The sequence below is a fragment of the Rhizobium aureum genome (genome assembly GCF_030182495.1).
Classification (GTDB): Bacteria; Pseudomonadota; Alphaproteobacteria; order Rhizobiales; family Rhizobiaceae; genus Rhizobium; species Rhizobium tropici_C.
The window spans coordinates 230,934-243,516 of sequence record NZ_JAQJCI010000004.1; the positions used below are offsets into that span (position 1 = coordinate 230,934).

24 protein-coding genes and 1 tRNA gene are annotated in these 12,583 nt (G+C 56.0%); 13 read left to right on the forward strand and 12 right to left on the reverse strand.

Translation table 11 applies throughout. From position 1 onward, the window contains the following. Positions 1-2: 2 nt before the first annotated feature. Genes PH552_RS12395 through PH552_RS12405 form a run of 3 tightly spaced genes read left to right on the forward strand, consistent with a single transcriptional unit; the run spans position 3 to position 3,006 of the window. Positions 3-1,055, forward strand: coding sequence for a hypothetical protein (locus tag PH552_RS12395; protein ID WP_285166044.1), 1,053 nt, complete (start codon positions 3-5; stop codon positions 1,053-1,055). After that, the gene (locus PH552_RS12400) at positions 1,055-2,212 is read left to right on the forward strand and encodes a hypothetical protein (RefSeq protein WP_285166045.1); all 1,158 of its coding nucleotides are present in this window, start codon (positions 1,055-1,057) and stop codon (positions 2,210-2,212) included. The genes PH552_RS12395 and PH552_RS12400 overlap by 1 nt, the downstream gene beginning before the upstream one ends. Further along, positions 2,209-3,006 (forward strand): sialate O-acetylesterase, encoded by a 798-nt coding sequence (locus PH552_RS12405; RefSeq protein WP_285166046.1) that lies wholly within the window; start codon positions 2,209-2,211, stop codon positions 3,004-3,006. Before PH552_RS12400 ends, PH552_RS12405 begins: the two co-directional genes overlap by 4 nt. On the opposite strand, the gene PH552_RS12410 is transcribed toward PH552_RS12405, so the two are convergent. Together PH552_RS12410 and PH552_RS12415 are read right to left on the reverse strand one after the other, a co-directional pair. Continuing rightward, positions 3,003-3,260, reverse strand: a complete 258-nt coding sequence (locus PH552_RS12410; RefSeq protein WP_285166048.1) for a hypothetical protein — start codon at positions 3,258-3,260, stop codon at positions 3,003-3,005. The genes PH552_RS12405 and PH552_RS12410 overlap by 4 nt on opposite strands. A 17-nt stretch (positions 3,261-3,277) precedes the next feature. Continuing rightward, positions 3,278-4,399 (reverse strand): acyltransferase family protein, encoded by a 1,122-nt coding sequence (locus PH552_RS12415; RefSeq protein ID WP_285166049.1) that lies wholly within the window; start codon positions 4,397-4,399, stop codon positions 3,278-3,280. A gap of 138 nt (positions 4,400-4,537) precedes the next feature. On the opposite strand from PH552_RS12415, the gene PH552_RS12420 reads away from it, so the two are divergent. From PH552_RS12420 to PH552_RS12445, 6 genes are all read left to right on the forward strand, one after another. Further along, on the forward strand, positions 4,538-4,837 hold the full coding sequence (locus PH552_RS12420; protein ID WP_285166050.1) for a hypothetical protein: 300 nt from the start codon (positions 4,538-4,540) through the stop codon (positions 4,835-4,837). After that, complete coding sequence (locus PH552_RS12425; protein ID WP_285166051.1) at positions 4,821-5,315, forward strand: glycoside hydrolase family protein; 495 nt, start codon at positions 4,821-4,823, stop codon at positions 5,313-5,315. The genes PH552_RS12420 and PH552_RS12425 overlap by 17 nt, the downstream gene beginning before the upstream one ends. Before the next feature lie 2 nt (positions 5,316-5,317). Then, the gene (locus tag PH552_RS12430; protein ID WP_285166052.1) at positions 5,318-5,656 is read left to right on the forward strand and encodes a ubiquitination-like system serine protease family protein; all 339 of its coding nucleotides are present in this window, start codon (positions 5,318-5,320) and stop codon (positions 5,654-5,656) included. Beyond that, a complete protein-coding gene (locus PH552_RS12435; protein ID WP_285166053.1) occupies positions 5,656-6,114 on the forward strand; it encodes a hypothetical protein in 459 nt (152 codons plus the stop codon). The genes PH552_RS12430 and PH552_RS12435 overlap by 1 nt, the downstream gene beginning before the upstream one ends. Continuing rightward, positions 6,096-6,419, forward strand: a complete 324-nt coding sequence (locus tag PH552_RS12440; RefSeq protein ID WP_285166054.1) for a hypothetical protein — start codon at positions 6,096-6,098, stop codon at positions 6,417-6,419. Before PH552_RS12435 ends, PH552_RS12440 begins: the two co-directional genes overlap by 19 nt. Before the next feature lie 137 nt (positions 6,420-6,556). Continuing rightward, positions 6,557-6,988 (forward strand): hypothetical protein, encoded by a 432-nt coding sequence (locus tag PH552_RS12445; RefSeq protein ID WP_285166055.1) that lies wholly within the window; start codon positions 6,557-6,559, stop codon positions 6,986-6,988. 32 nt (positions 6,989-7,020) lie between these two features. On the opposite strand, the gene PH552_RS12450 is transcribed toward PH552_RS12445, so the two are convergent. Beyond that, a complete protein-coding gene (locus PH552_RS12450) occupies positions 7,021-7,398 on the reverse strand; it encodes a hypothetical protein (protein WP_285166056.1) in 378 nt (125 codons plus the stop codon). Positions 7,399-7,479: 81 nt separating this feature from the next. Here PH552_RS12450 and PH552_RS33750 point away from each other — a divergent pair, with 81 nt between their 5' ends. The 3 genes from PH552_RS33750 to PH552_RS12460 all read left to right on the forward strand — a co-directional run bounded on the left by PH552_RS33750 (position 7,480) and on the right by PH552_RS12460 (position 8,642). Continuing rightward, positions 7,480-7,632, forward strand: a complete 153-nt coding sequence (locus PH552_RS33750; protein WP_350223714.1) for an Arc family DNA-binding protein — start codon at positions 7,480-7,482, stop codon at positions 7,630-7,632. Between the two features lie 84 nt (positions 7,633-7,716). Further along, complete coding sequence (locus PH552_RS12455; protein WP_285166057.1) at positions 7,717-8,412, forward strand: phage regulatory protein/antirepressor Ant; 696 nt, start codon at positions 7,717-7,719, stop codon at positions 8,410-8,412. Then, the gene (locus PH552_RS12460; protein WP_285166058.1) at positions 8,412-8,642 is read left to right on the forward strand and encodes a hypothetical protein; all 231 of its coding nucleotides are present in this window, start codon (positions 8,412-8,414) and stop codon (positions 8,640-8,642) included. The genes PH552_RS12455 and PH552_RS12460 overlap by 1 nt, the downstream gene beginning before the upstream one ends. A gap of 67 nt (positions 8,643-8,709) precedes the next feature. On the opposite strand, the gene PH552_RS12465 is transcribed toward PH552_RS12460, so the two are convergent. The 8 genes from PH552_RS12465 to PH552_RS12500 form a co-directional block, all read right to left on the reverse strand. Next, positions 8,710-8,904 carry a hypothetical protein gene (locus PH552_RS12465; RefSeq protein ID WP_285166059.1) on the reverse strand — a complete coding sequence of 65 codons (195 nt, stop codon included), beginning with the start codon at positions 8,902-8,904 and terminating at the stop codon, positions 8,710-8,712. 1 nt (position 8,905) lies between these two features. Beyond that, on the reverse strand, positions 8,906-9,205 hold the full coding sequence (locus PH552_RS12470) for a hypothetical protein (protein WP_183763007.1): 300 nt from the start codon (positions 9,203-9,205) through the stop codon (positions 8,906-8,908). Beyond that, the gene (locus tag PH552_RS12475; protein ID WP_285166060.1) at positions 9,202-9,939 is read right to left on the reverse strand and encodes an SOS response-associated peptidase; all 738 of its coding nucleotides are present in this window, start codon (positions 9,937-9,939) and stop codon (positions 9,202-9,204) included. The genes PH552_RS12470 and PH552_RS12475 overlap by 4 nt, the downstream gene beginning before the upstream one ends. A gap of 11 nt (positions 9,940-9,950) precedes the next feature. Beyond that, positions 9,951-10,193 (reverse strand): hypothetical protein, encoded by a 243-nt coding sequence (locus PH552_RS12480; protein ID WP_285166061.1) that lies wholly within the window; start codon positions 10,191-10,193, stop codon positions 9,951-9,953. Positions 10,194-10,508: 315 nt separating this feature from the next. Next, complete coding sequence (locus PH552_RS12485) at positions 10,509-10,748, reverse strand: hypothetical protein (protein ID WP_183762998.1); 240 nt, start codon at positions 10,746-10,748, stop codon at positions 10,509-10,511. Between the two features lie 110 nt (positions 10,749-10,858). Further along, on the reverse strand, positions 10,859-11,101 hold the full coding sequence (locus PH552_RS12490; protein ID WP_285166062.1) for a hypothetical protein: 243 nt from the start codon (positions 11,099-11,101) through the stop codon (positions 10,859-10,861). A gap of 218 nt (positions 11,102-11,319) precedes the next feature. Continuing rightward, positions 11,320-11,393: transfer RNA gene (locus PH552_RS12495), tRNA-Cys, on the reverse strand. A gap of 202 nt (positions 11,394-11,595) precedes the next feature. Continuing rightward, a complete protein-coding gene (locus PH552_RS12500; protein ID WP_183768573.1) occupies positions 11,596-11,736 on the reverse strand; it encodes a hypothetical protein in 141 nt (46 codons plus the stop codon). A 62-nt stretch (positions 11,737-11,798) separates the two neighbouring features. Here PH552_RS12500 and PH552_RS12505 point away from each other — a divergent pair, with 62 nt between their 5' ends. Further along, positions 11,799-12,092 carry a hypothetical protein gene (locus tag PH552_RS12505; protein WP_183763515.1) on the forward strand — a complete coding sequence of 98 codons (294 nt, stop codon included), beginning with the start codon at positions 11,799-11,801 and terminating at the stop codon, positions 12,090-12,092. 21 nt (positions 12,093-12,113) lie between these two features. On the opposite strand, the gene PH552_RS12510 is transcribed toward PH552_RS12505, so the two are convergent. Further along, a complete protein-coding gene (locus PH552_RS12510) occupies positions 12,114-12,539 on the reverse strand; it encodes a Rap1a/Tai family immunity protein (protein WP_183763512.1) in 426 nt (141 codons plus the stop codon). Between the last annotated feature and the right edge of the window lie 44 nt (positions 12,540-12,583).

Genomic DNA, 12,583 nt, shown 5'->3' on the forward strand with positions numbered 1-12,583 from the left:
ACATGACGACGCCATATAAGACGGGCACCATCACGCTAACGAACGGTTCCGCCACCGTCACCGGATCAGGCACTGCTTGGCAAACTGCTTTGATAACGGGCGGCACGGTCTACGCAGAAGCTCCGGGCGGCAATGCGTTGCCGATCGAAAGCGTCGACAGCGATACTGAGATCACGGCGGCAGTCGAGTGGACGGGTGCCAGCGGTACATATTCTTACGCCCTCATGCGCGACACGTCTTATGGCGCGCAGCAGGTCGCCAACGCAAATACCCTTGCGCAGCTGATTGCTGAGCTCAGGGCTGGCACGATCTTTAAGTACGACGCCAGCGGAACTTTGGCGGGGCGGTCTGCTTATGACGGTCGCGCAGCGGGCTTCGCATATCTTGTGTCGGCTGGCGTCACTGAGCCGGTACTATACGTAAAAGCTTCTGCGACAAGCGGTGACTGGAGCGGCCCATTCCATTACGGAGTAGGGCCGACCGGGCCGATTGGCCCGGCGCCGAACCTTTCCATCGGAACCGTGACAGGCCTTGCGCCAGGGTCCAATCCGACAGCTTCCTTCAGCGGTGCAAGTCCATCATATGCCCTGAACCTTGGACTACCGCAGGGCGCCAAAGGCGACAAGGGGTGGGCGATTGCACCCGAGCTGGTGGCGGACGGCGCACGCTACGTCCTTCGTATTGCATCATTCATAGGCGGCGAAGGAGCGCCGCCAAGTGGCGCCGGTCTTTACGTGGGAGCATCGGGGCTCGTCTCGAATATTGCGGATGCAGTCGACATTCGAGGCGATACAGGTCCTCAAGGCACGCGTGGCGTTCAGTGGCGTGGCGCGTGGTCTGGCTCAGCAGCCTACGCGGTCAATGATCTCGTTCTGGATAACGATAGTGACGGAAAGCAGGCTGTCTGGATCGCGATCACTGCCAACACAAATGCGCGTCCAAAGGACAATCTCTCAAGCTGGACTTATTTCCCCGGCTCATTTCCCGGCACGATCAACGATGGCCTCTGGAGTGATCCGGTTACCGAAACCTATAATGATGGGACCTGGGCATAATGAGTACAGACAGAATTCTTATCCATGGCAGCACCGCGCAACGAATGACGAGAACGCCTGCTATCGGGCAGATCGGCAGCGACGACACGCTCAAAAAGATTGTTCTAGGTGACGGAAGCACGCCCGGCGGTAAAGTCATGCCGGACCAAGCTGACGTTGATGCCGCAAAGGTCCGTGCAAATCATACTGGCACACAGGACATTGCTACCGTCACTGGCTTGATCTCCTTCGGAGGTCGACTATCCCTTGCCTCTGGGTCCCCAACCTCGGAAAGCGATATTTCTGGGGGCGTCAATATCTACTATGTCCCGCTGATGGGTGCCTACGTGCCTATATACAACGGCACCGTCATCGCCATGGCATCGATCGGCACGCAATTGACACTTGCTTTGGACAATGCGAGCGGTCACGCTGGTTACCATCAATCCGGCAAGAACTTCGATCTGTTTGCTATCAATGATGCCGGTACTATCAGGCTCGGAACGGGGCCTTCGTGGAATTCCGGCGCTGTTGCCGGTTCGGATGTTGCGCGAGGCACTGGCGCAGGGTCTACTGACCTTGAGAGGTTCAACGGCCTTCTTGTGAATGCCAACGCCATGACGGTCCGTTTTGGCGCTGCTGCCGGAAATACCGTTTCTGTCCCGGCGCGCCAAGGGACTTATCTTGGCAGTTTCCGTGCAACAGCGGACGGCCAGGCGAGTGACTCGAAAGCTCAGCGCCTGCTCTTCAACGCTTACAATGTCATGTTTCGCAATTTTCGAGTGGCGGGTACGGCAGCCAGCTACACTTACTCGACCGATGCATGGCAGAGCCTTGCTAACGCCGGGCTTAAGGCTGAAATCCTTCTCGGGCTCACCGGGACGATTGTGAAGGCCCAAGCAAGCGCACTAGTGCAAAATAGCACGGATACAGTACGCGTGGTGCGGGCCGGCATTGGCTTGGATTCTATGGGAGCGCCCTTCGATGGAGCTTTGACTGCAAGCATCCATGCCACCACGCAGCTCAAGCAGATGCTGGCCGCTTTTGAGGACTGTCCTGGTCTTGGCTACCATTATCTTGCTCCATTGGAGAGAGGTGCAGGCACCGATACACAAACATGGTATGCCTACGGTTCCGGCATTTACCGTGCAGGAATGATCGGGAGTTTGCTTTCGTGACCATTGTCTATGGAGCGCCTGCCGATCTATTCAGGATGTCAGAGACAGCCTTGAAGTCATACGCCGATACCTCGCTAAAAACGCCCTCTGACCCTCGCAATTTTTCTGGAGATCAGATGGCGACCTTCATCGTCGCAGGTCAATCCAATGGGGCAAACTATTCTACCGGATCGCTGTACAGTCCGACGAATGCCACCAAGGTCGACAACCTGAATCCCTTGGACGGGGCGACCTATCGCGGCTCAGATCCAGCGCTAGGCGCGTCTGGAGATATGGCGTCATGGTTATTTCGCTTTGCTGACCTGCTGATTGCAGCAGGTCTCTATAGCCGGGTTGTAGTGGTGCCGGTCGCGGTTGGAGCAACGAGCATTCTGCAGTGGGCGCCTGGCGGTGCCATTGCAGATCGCCTTGGCGCAGCTGCGGCGAGATGCGCAAATGTCAGTCTTGCCGTCACAGCCGTCCTCTGGCAGCAGGGCGAGGCGGATACCGCAATGGCAACCGCTGACTATAAGTCAAATCTAATGGCGATGATTGCTGCCATTCGAGCACGAGGTCTAGCCGCTCCGTGGCTGATCGGCAAATCAACATACAACGGCGGCGTCACATCGGCGAGCGTGCGAGCAGCTTGTTCTGAGGTTGTGAATGGAACGGATATCTTCGCAGGAGCAGATACAGATACGCTCACCGGTACGACATATCGAGAGCCTACGCTGGTGCACTTTAATGAGGCGGGGATAAGCGCGGCCGCTGCTCTTTGGAGGGATGCCGTTTCCGCCGTATTTGGCGGCTCCTAGTAGGTGTCAATCCACCCGTCATTGTCATTGCGCTCGCGATGCGTCAAATGCCGAAATTGCCATCTGCCGTCGATTTTTCGAGTCATGACGATGCCGCGGGCACTGGTGCCGTCGATGAGCTTTCTGGTGCGCATAAGGTATCTGCTGTGCCATTCATGTCGTCGCAATTCGAAGACAGACGTCATGTGCATTAAAATATAGAAGGCCGGAGTAACCACGAAAAGAAAGATAAAAAAGCCGATCTCTGGCGTCATGGAGGTCTCTCGCAAGGCTAAGACGACATATTATTCGGTGCGGCCGCAGATTGTCCAATGGAATTTGTGTGCGGACGGACAACCCATTCCGTGAATTTGCCGCTTGCGATATGCCCAATTCTTTCGATTGGGAGAAAGGCTCTGGCGACTCCTACGCATGCCATTGCCGTGACCACACCGATCGCGAATGTCGTCTTTGGTCCGAGATGATCGTGAAAGCGGATAATCAGGGGAGCCATAAAAGCGCCGATGACTGCAAAATGTGTGAGGAATATCGGGAATGATATTCTGCCGAGGAAGATCGAAATTCTGTTGGTTGATAGAAACTTGCGGAACGGTCTAAAATTGAGCGCCTGATAGAGAACGAGAGCGCAGACTACCGTGCGGATCTGATCAACGGCAGGGATGGCGTAAGCAAGCGCGGCACAGCTAAAGATGTAGAGGCCAAGGATCGACAAAACACCGATAATGGGATGATCTAGCACAAAATGGTTTTCCTGCTTAATCCGGCGTTCAACAATCAGCGATCCGAAGAAGAAGCATGCGAGGCTTGGGAAAACGACGAGCAGAAAGCAGCCGGCGACCAAAAAGGCCATCCCAGGATTTCGCATTGCGTCGCTGCAGAAAAGCGCCAGGAAAAGGATGATCGATCCCGCGAACTCAATCGCCATGGTCCATAGAAACGGCACCATATCGGATTGAATCTGCGTTGGGGCAAATACGCCAGCGAACGAGAAGTAAAATACGTTCTTGAGAGTGACATCCGCAACCCAGTTTAGCCCGCGCCAATCCTCTCGCTTCACAAACACCGACGCTTCTGGACCTTTCATAAGATGAAGGTGAAATAGTAAATATACCAGCAAGGCAGCGGCAAGAATTGGCAGTGCGAGGCGCAGATGGCGCCTGATCGCTGCGGATATCAAATAGTTCTGGCCGCGGCCCATGTGAAAAGGTGCCGACAGTGCTGCGCCGGACACTAAAAAGAAGATTGCAATGGCGGTCTGCCCATTGATCAATCCGTTTACGAAAAAGGAGCGATACGCGGGAATAATACCGCCGAAGCTCTCCCAAAACAGATGAAACAGTACCACGGAAAGCGCCGCCCAGCCGCGCAGGCCGTCGAGTTCTGAAATTCTCATCCTCAGCTCCAGCTTTTGTCTCAAGCTGACCGTTTAGCTGGCTGCGCCGAATTCGCCAACATCAATCATAGACGGAAAATACAATGTACCCCACGAAATATTTCGCGGCGGTGCGCTCTGCATTTCGTAGGACACCCCATGAAACCGAAACTTGTTCCAGAGGCCTGGACCGTGCTCCTCCACGCATGGTCCTCGCGGCTGATGGTGATCTGCGTGCTCCTGCAATTGCTCGAGCAGCCGATCGTCGACGCCATCCAGCAGTGGGTAACCGGATACTCGTGGTGGACCCGCGAGATCGTTCAAATCCTGATCGCTGCGGTCGGCGTTCTCGCGATTTGGGCGCGCGTCACCTTCCAATCCAAACTTCAGGAAAAGATCACAGCCGCCAAGATCAAGCGGCAGATAAGGGCACGGTACGGCGATGAAGAGCAACGTTAAGAAGGGCGGTGGGGCAGCCGTCGCCGCCGGCATAGCAATGGCCGTCACAACATTGGCAGCCCCGTCTGAGGGCTATTACGGGTACGTCTATAATGACCCGATCGGCGTCCTGACATATTGCTATGGCGAAACTCAGAATGCCAAGGACATGAAGGGGCGCACCTTCAGCCAGCAAGAATGCCTCGATCTGCTGAAAAAGCGGATGGCGCATTACCAGCAGGGCAACGCGGCTTGCGTGAAGGGCTATGACGACCTCTCGCCCTACGTCCAGATGGCGTTCAACGACTTCAGCTACAATCTGGGCAATGGTGCGTTCTGCGGGCCTATCGCTGGCCTTCTGAATGCCGGCAAGGTGAAGGAAGCCTGCCAGCGGCTCACGCTCTACAACAAGGCCCGCAAGAACGGCGTGTTGGTCGAACTCCCCGGCCTGACCAAGCGGCGCTCTCTTGAGCAGATGTATTGCTTGAAGGGGGCATGACGATGGCTGCTATTTCCAAGAAGCTGCGAAGCGTTCAGGGCGGCCGCCTGATGTTCTGGTGTCCAGGCTGCGATGGCGCGCATATGGTTGTGGTAGGCGAGGGTGACGGCCCGCGTTGGGGCTACAACGGCAACCCCGACGCTCCAACCTTCACGCCGTCCGTTCTCGTCCAATATAACGGCAAAGACGCGGGCATCGATGGCGCACCGCCGGCAATCTGCCATTCGTTCGTGACTGATGGAAGAATTCAGTTCCTCGGGGACTGCACCCACAGCCTCGTTGGGCAGACCGTCGAGCTTCCGGATTTCGATCCTGAATACCAGATCATCGGAGAATCTTGATGCTCGCGATCCTCAGCGCACTCGGCCGCCTGATCGGAATAGGCGGCGTCCTGTTCATCGGTCTGCTTCTCTATGAGGAGGGCGTGCCAGGCGCCAGCCGCATCGCCTTTCCGGAGAGTTGGCCCGTTGTCGGCGGCTTTGGCCTCGTTGATATTCCGATCGCCGGCGACCTCACCGCCGGCAGGGTCCACACCTACGCTGCCCAGCAAGTGAAGCTGGCGACAGCCGACATGGTGACGAAGTTCGAACGCGATACCTTGGCGGCTCAGCTGGCCAAGGAGAAGGAAGATCGCCTGCGCGCGGAGCAGATGACCACTGAGGCATCGGAACGCGCTGACGCGGCAATCCATGCCAAGACAAAAGCGCAGCAGGACCTTGAAGCGCGGATCAAGGCAGACACGGCCCCAGACGGCGGCCGCTGGACCGAGGAGGATGAGAAATGGAACGCAAAGCGCTGATCCTCCTGCTCCCGGTCGCTCTCGCACTGATGAGCACCAAGGGGTGCCAGACGCTCGAGGAGCGTGCGGAGAGGTCCGCAAAGGTGAGGGGCGAAGTACAGGCCTCGTCTCCGCCGCCGCCCATGCCGGCTGCATGCACTGCTCATGTCGAGCGCGTCATTCCCAAGGTCGGCGAAAAATTTCGCTGGATCAATCAGCGTTGGGAGGTGACTGCCGACAATCGCGACCGGTTGGCAGACGATTGCGCCGCCTGGGACCGCGACCGGATGTCCGGCAGGGCAAACTCCAGCTCCGCCTCGAAATGAAGTCTGCCGCGAACCTTCTCGGCTTCCTCACATTCTCTTCCACGCTCGCGGCTCTTTTGCTGCTGGCGTGGCATTCCATCTAGCATTTCATAGGGCAGGGCGCGGATTAAATGGGCACAGGCAAAGAGGACACGGCTATGAACAGGCCTCGGATCATCTTCGACTTCAATCTCGGCACTCTTCTTCCGCTGCTCGCCTTGGCTCTGGCCGGCTGGGACCGCTATGCGGCATTGGAGGCGAAGGTTCAGGTCATCGACCAGCGCGGCCTGGCGCGGATGCAGATCTCCGACACGTTCCAAGCCGAAACAAAGAAGGCTCTCGCTGATGTTGCCAGCGCCCCAAAGGATATCGTTGAGCTGAAGAAGGGGCAGGAAGTTGCCAATGCCCGCATGGACCGCTTGGCTGACCTGATGATCAATGGGCAGGATGCGATGCGGCAGACGATGCAAACCGGCTTCGATCTTCTCCGCAAAGATATGTCCGCCATCTCGACAAAGGTCGAAGTCGTCGGATCGAAGGTCGATATGATGACTGGAAAGCCGTCGCCGGGAGTATTCCGCCCGCGATGAATTGGCCAGACCGGGGCGCCAAAAACACGGGCCTACTCGTCGTCCTGAGTAAGCTTCGGAAAGCTATTGTCCTTTCCTTTCGTCGCAACAATACGACGTAGGGATTTAACGAAGGTTGGGTCTAAATTGCCATCTGAGGCGGCAATTTCCTCAATTAGGGAACTCATCAGCTTCTGTTGCTCAAGCAGCCAGCGAAGCACCTTCATTTCATCGGACGACCGGCGTTTCAGATCTTCTAGCATCTCGACGGCTTTAATAAGAGCGTCCTTTGCCATGTCCGTCTCTTCTAGCCGAGAAAGGATTTCCGCGTGCATCGTCACTCCACGCTTTTCTGCGGCTGCGAAAATCTTGTTGTAAAGGGCAATTGGCAACCTCAAACTGGTGCGAATGATTTCAGGTTCTTTTTCCATTTTGACACCATTTTGACGCTTGACGTCAATTAGACGTCTGATAATGTATTGACGTCTAATTGACGTCTCTAAGAGGAGTACATGGAAAAGGTTAAGAGGTCGAGTCTCACCGTGAGGCTTCCGCAAAATTTGCGTGACTGGATCGCCCAGCGGGCCAACGAGAATTTTACATCAGTCAATGACGAGATAATTCGGCTCATCAAGGAGAGCCAGAAAGCGACGGCGGGGAAATAGCTTTGGTCGGCATTCCCCGCCGTCAACTGGAAGACCGCTTTCGTAGAGCGGATTCAACATCACACCGGAAATTGAGGTTCCGATATGAACGACATGATCAATATCACAGGTGGTATGCCTGTAACAATGTCCAGCCGCGAAATTGCCGAGCTAACAGGCAAGCGCCATCCTGACGTGAAACGCGATATCGAGCGCATGCTTTCCGACCTGTCAGAAGATGTGAGCAAATTTGCTCACATCTATTTCGACAGCATGAACCGGGAGCAGCATGAGTTCCGTCTCGACCGCGAGCTGACCGAAACTCTTCTGCTCGGCTACAGCGCTCCGCTTCGGCGAAAGGTGCTCGCCCGACTCCGTGAACTTGAGGGCATTGTCGCCGACCCTTCGGTCGCGCTCAACGACCCGTTTTCCCTGCGTAAGCTCCTTCTTGATAATGTCGAAAAGGTTCTGGCGCTGGAAAGCAAGATCGAAGCGGATAAGCCGAAGACGTCTTTCTACGACGCCTATATCAACGCCGATGGCCTCTACACTTTGCAGAATGCCGCTCGATCGATGAATTGCCGTCCGAACCTTTTCGTCCGATGGCTCAAACAGAAGTACATGTTCTACCAAGGGACCGCCCTTGTCCCACGCATCCAGTATATTCAGGCAGGAATTTTTGAGGTGAAAAGCGAGATCGTAGACGACAAAGCGCGCCCTCGCTCGTACATCACCGCAAAGGGACTCGAATATTTCACGTCTCGTGTTCCTGACGAGATCAAGGCGGGGAGGGCAGCATAATGGACCGCCGCACAGTCCTCAAAGGCGGTCTTGTACTCGCTGCAACTTCTCACGTTGCAGCTCTGGCCCCTTCTTTGACCGACGAAGTTCGAGAAGATCCTCGCGTCACGATCCGCCGACTTTCGCACCAGATTTCGGAATTGCTTGATACCGTTCCAGACTATGAACAGGTCACCATTAAAGCGAAGTCGGTTGGCCGGTGGGCCATCTACACGTCATTCACCGTTTAGGGGTTTAATAGAGTTGAACCAAATTTAAGCGGTTCCTCGGAGCCGCTTTTTGTTGTGGCGCCGCACGTCAGCCTCTAGGGCGATCCCCATACCGCGGCTGGCGATAGTCCAGCCACCGATGCTCGAAGCAAAACCACTTTGTCTCGCCCTTGCCGATGTCATAGCCGAAGCCGCCCCATGCCTGGCAGCCGGAATGCTCGCAATAATGCTCATGCATGGCCGACGGCGTGTGGATTAGCACCGCACTGGTTTCGTCGCTCATCTCAGTTCATTTGTCCTTTAATCGCCCGGTCCATAGAGCCTAGCAGCGATTCTGAGAAATACTCCAAAGTCTTTAGCGCATCGGCGAACCGTTGTGCATCTGGCGTGCCGAGGGCGCGCATTCCATTGTCGCGGATATCAAGCCCGACCTGTTGGATAACAGCATTCGTAAATCCTCGTATATCCCCGGATGCAGATCCGAGGCTCCCGAGCAGATGGCCTATGAGGAAATCATGCATAAGACAGCGGGCATCTAGCTCGACGATCGTCTTTTCCAATCTCTCGACGCGACTAGCGATCATTGTACTTCTCCTTTGGTTTTCCTTGGTGGCAACAGCACCAGTTCGTCGTCTGGCAACGGCCGCTGGAGCGCCTTTGCTTCCTGCCATGGCGCGGTAAGCCACGTCTCGACCTCGTCTTGATTGCGAAGGATGGCCGGCATCGCCTTCTGATGGATCGGCGCGACGACCCCATTCGGCTCCGTCGTCAGAAAGCCAAAGAGATCGACCGTTATCTCTCCCTCCTTCACCTTCCTCACGGATCGCCATTGCGGCACCCATAGGCCCGCAAAGAACATCAGCGGCTCGTCCGCGCTGCCTGCGAACCAGGCGTTCGGCGTTCTCCCTCCCTCGATCTTGCTTGCCGGGTCCGGCTCGGCGAACCGCGTGAACGGCACCACGCAGCGGTTTTCCACGCCAAGCCATCGCGCCCAATGTCTGCTCGAGGTGTTGCGGACGTTCGTCGTTCCGCCATCCGGCTCCATCCTCAGAAGCTCATCGAAGTTCACTTCCTTGCCCTTGGCGCGAAGCTTGTCGGCGCGTTTGGTTGCCGCGTCCAATTGCGCCTTTTGAGACGACGGCAATCCCCAGCGGACCTTGACCAGTTCTCGGCCGGCCGGCGTGTTCCGAACGATCGGCGCCATCTGATCGGGATAGAGGTCCAGTTCCGGCTCAAGGTTGCCGATGCTGTCGGTCATCGCCCTGGTAATCTGCCGAATGGCTTCCTGATTGGTCGTGACATTATAGAGATTGCACATTCAAGACTCCTCTACCCTCTTGCCTGCGAGACAACGACAATCTTTGCCATCCCCTTGACGCCGCACTTCTTGCACCTGAGCAGCCGCGCCGCGTCGGCGATCGACGCTCTCTTCCCAAGCACCTTTTCCAGCCTCTTCGGTTCGACCTCGCTTTTCCTCCCGCACGGGCAATGCGCGTAAAGCCTATGCCATTCCCTCAAATCGGAAAAGCTGAGCGTATCCTTCTCCTTCGCCTTCGGATCGATGTAGCCCATCCGCCTCGCCCATTCGTCGGGCGAGAAATGAAAGTGCATCTTGCATCGATCATAGAAGGCGTTCTCTGTGCGTTTGCATCCCAGCGACTTTGCGACCAACGGCAGAAGCGACGGCATCGTCTGATTGCCATGTTCTTCCAACAGAGCGGCCGGCTTTATGCGCTTCAGGATCTCGCAGTCCTCGCAGATGAAATCGACCGTTTCCCCCTTATGATCCGCGAGCATGTTTGGTGGGGAAGTGGCAGGTTCAACGTTGCGCACGTCTCCGCTCCCGCCGCAGCGCGGCGAGCCTTCTCTTCATGTTTTCTGTCTATCTCAGGCGGCGTTCAGGTCGGCGATTTCGCCATGCTTCGCGAGCAGCCGGGGCGACGACATGTCGCCGGTCTCTTCGTCGACCATGACGGCATAAGCCGCAACGCCAACAAATCGCGAAGCCATTGAGGCCGCGATCTTCTCCGCAGATGGAATGCTTGTCGCCTGGCGCATCTCGCCCGGCACCAGGTTGCCACGGTTCTTGCGATACGGCAGGACAATGAATTTCTCGGCGGTACTCATGGCGTCTTCCTCAATTTGTTCTCAAAATGTTCTCATTTTGGAGAAGAGTCAAGCCGGCTCGAAGACACTGCAGATAGCCTCATCTTTGGCGGCTATTGGAACGGTCAAGCCTATTCCGGCCGAAAGCGCTTTTTGATCTGGTCCAAGGCAACGTCTAAGCCTGCGTTCTCGATCACGGTGAGGACGTGAGCATCAGCAACCTCGACGAGGGCAGTCGCGACCTCCTGCTCATCCCATCCAGCTTCAACAGCCGCCCGCGCAAGATCGCTGAATGCGACGTGGACTGCGTCTTGGCATTTCAGGTGCCGGTCCGGATCTCCCGGCGGCAAGGTTGGTGGTGGAATATAGCTCATTGCCTCAGGGTGGACCCGATCGGCGGAAAATCAAGAGTGGATAATCAGATGACTGCGCGCTTGGGCAGGTTCTGCTTTGGGTGTGATCAAGATTGAAAGAAAAGAGGAACGGATTGCCACACCTCATTTTAGTGTGGCGGAACGGTTCAAGTCCAAATTGCCACACCTCGAAAATAGTGGCGTATTATCAATTGTTTGCAATTGGCTTAGAGAAAGAATGGAGGCCTCGCCCGGAATCGAACCGGGGTGCAAGGATTTGCAGTCCTCTGCGTAACCACTCCGCCACGAGGCCATCAGGAAACAATTTGCGTTGTGGTGGCGCGGATTTAGAATGATCCAAAGAAAACCGCAAGAGGCAATTTTTGAAAAATGTTCTGTTCGATTTCTAAAGCATGTGGTGGTTGAAACCGATCCATTTGCCGTTCGTTCGGCGGGCATAGTTATCCACACCACCGTTTTGGATTGCTGTACGTGTCAGTGGCGACCTGTTCGCATTATGTCGTCAGGATAAGCAACGCGACGCTAAGCAGCGTCAGAACTGCGAAGATTGGCAGCAGCATCTCCATGACCAGCCGAGCGAGCTTGTTGCGCTCGCACGACGTCAGCGTAGACCACCGCGACCTCGGCAATTCCATAGAGATTCCCCCCACCGCAGCGTCGCATTTGAAACTGAAATGACGCTTAAGGTACAGGGGAGATGGCATTTCTGCAGACCGGGCGGCGGAAATATCGTGAGGCGCAGCTGGGTGTTGCGGCGATCGTCACGTCCGGAAAAGCAAAAGCGGTCCAGTCTAGGGAAAAAACTGGGCCGCCTTTCGCTGGACTAGAGGTCAATCAAATTCAGCGTCCTAATTATAAGTTTTACTTACTAATTGTCAACGGGAATGAGATGTGGCGTGCCTCGGTGACGTGGGCCAAAGCAAAGGCATTGTTCCACGGGTCTTCATGCTGGGGTGGGATTTTGGAAGATTCAATTGCTTATGGGAGTTGAAGCCGCAGGGACTGGGAATGCCTATTCCTCGAGGCATGGAAAGGCGAATTTGTAGGAGCGTGCGATCAGCGAACTGGCGGGGCGTTCGAGCTGCCATGAGTGTTCCGCCATCCACTTGCAGGCGATCGCGGTTGCCTTTGTGTTGCTGAGATCGGGCGGCAGGCAGAAAGCGCCGACGAATTGCTGAAGATAGCGCTCGTAGCGGGACGAGTTCTTCGGCGTCTGCTTGGTGGCACGGATTGTCAGGTTTTTCGTCCGCTGTGCTTCGTCGAGAATGCCCTGAATATAGGCCGAAGCGAGCGTGCGATCCTCTTCGCACCATTCGTCGAGCTGTTTGCCGGTCACGACGTGTCCGATGATGGGCGTCGCCTCCTGCGGTGCTTCCTCGCTCGATGCGCCTTGAGGCAGAAGAAGGAGAAGCGCTGCGAGGGAGAGCGAAAGCCTCATTCGGAAACCTACATCATGGAAGAAAGACTGGCAGCCAGGAAGAC

What these genes read in the sequence shown, in the direction of transcription:
- PH552_RS12425 (WP_285166051.1), top strand. Translation starts at nt 4,821, where the DNA reads ATGAAGAGCAACGTTAAGAAGGGCGGTGGGGCAGCCGTCGCCGCCGGC.
- PH552_RS12400 (WP_285166045.1), top strand. Translation starts at nt 1,055, where the DNA reads ATGAGTACAGACAGAATTCTTATCCATGGCAGCACCGCGCAACGAATG.
- PH552_RS12440 (WP_285166054.1), top strand. Translation starts at nt 6,096, where the DNA reads ATGGAACGCAAAGCGCTGATCCTCCTGCTCCCGGTCGCTCTCGCACTG.
- PH552_RS12480 (WP_285166061.1), bottom strand. Translation starts at nt 10,193, where the DNA reads ATGGGCTACATCGATCCGAAGGCGAAGGAGAAGGATACGCTCAGCTTT.
- PH552_RS12505 (WP_183763515.1), top strand. Translation starts at nt 11,799, where the DNA reads ATGGCATTTCTGCAGACCGGGCGGCGGAAATATCGTGAGGCGCAGCTG.
- PH552_RS12510 (WP_183763512.1), bottom strand. Translation starts at nt 12,539, where the DNA reads ATGAGGCTTTCGCTCTCCCTCGCAGCGCTTCTCCTTCTTCTGCCTCAA.
- PH552_RS12435 (WP_285166053.1), top strand. Translation starts at nt 5,656, where the DNA reads ATGCTCGCGATCCTCAGCGCACTCGGCCGCCTGATCGGAATAGGCGGC.
- PH552_RS12410 (WP_285166048.1), bottom strand. Translation starts at nt 3,260, where the DNA reads ATGACGCCAGAGATCGGCTTTTTTATCTTTCTTTTCGTGGTTACTCCG.
- PH552_RS12420 (WP_285166050.1), top strand. Translation starts at nt 4,538, where the DNA reads ATGAAACCGAAACTTGTTCCAGAGGCCTGGACCGTGCTCCTCCACGCA.
- PH552_RS12460 (WP_285166058.1), top strand. Translation starts at nt 8,412, where the DNA reads ATGGACCGCCGCACAGTCCTCAAAGGCGGTCTTGTACTCGCTGCAACT.
- PH552_RS12465 (WP_285166059.1), bottom strand. Translation starts at nt 8,904, where the DNA reads ATGAGCGACGAAACCAGTGCGGTGCTAATCCACACGCCGTCGGCCATG.
- PH552_RS12415 (WP_285166049.1), bottom strand. Translation starts at nt 4,399, where the DNA reads ATGAGAATTTCAGAACTCGACGGCCTGCGCGGCTGGGCGGCGCTTTCC.
- PH552_RS12445 (WP_285166055.1), top strand. Translation starts at nt 6,557, where the DNA reads ATGAACAGGCCTCGGATCATCTTCGACTTCAATCTCGGCACTCTTCTT.
- PH552_RS12395 (WP_285166044.1), top strand. Translation starts at nt 3, where the DNA reads ATGACGACGCCATATAAGACGGGCACCATCACGCTAACGAACGGTTCC.
- PH552_RS12490 (WP_285166062.1), bottom strand. Translation starts at nt 11,101, where the DNA reads ATGAGCTATATTCCACCACCAACCTTGCCGCCGGGAGATCCGGACCGG.
- PH552_RS12470 (WP_183763007.1), bottom strand. Translation starts at nt 9,205, where the DNA reads ATGATCGCTAGTCGCGTCGAGAGATTGGAAAAGACGATCGTCGAGCTA.
- PH552_RS33750 (WP_350223714.1), top strand. Translation starts at nt 7,480, where the DNA reads ATGGAAAAGGTTAAGAGGTCGAGTCTCACCGTGAGGCTTCCGCAAAAT.
- PH552_RS12475 (WP_285166060.1), bottom strand. Translation starts at nt 9,939, where the DNA reads ATGTGCAATCTCTATAATGTCACGACCAATCAGGAAGCCATTCGGCAG.
- PH552_RS12485 (WP_183762998.1), bottom strand. Translation starts at nt 10,748, where the DNA reads ATGAGTACCGCCGAGAAATTCATTGTCCTGCCGTATCGCAAGAACCGT.
- PH552_RS12430 (WP_285166052.1), top strand. Translation starts at nt 5,318, where the DNA reads ATGGCTGCTATTTCCAAGAAGCTGCGAAGCGTTCAGGGCGGCCGCCTG.
- PH552_RS12455 (WP_285166057.1), top strand. Translation starts at nt 7,717, where the DNA reads ATGAACGACATGATCAATATCACAGGTGGTATGCCTGTAACAATGTCC.
- PH552_RS12500 (WP_183768573.1), bottom strand. Translation starts at nt 11,736, where the DNA reads ATGGAATTGCCGAGGTCGCGGTGGTCTACGCTGACGTCGTGCGAGCGC.
- PH552_RS12450 (WP_285166056.1), bottom strand. Translation starts at nt 7,398, where the DNA reads ATGGAAAAAGAACCTGAAATCATTCGCACCAGTTTGAGGTTGCCAATT.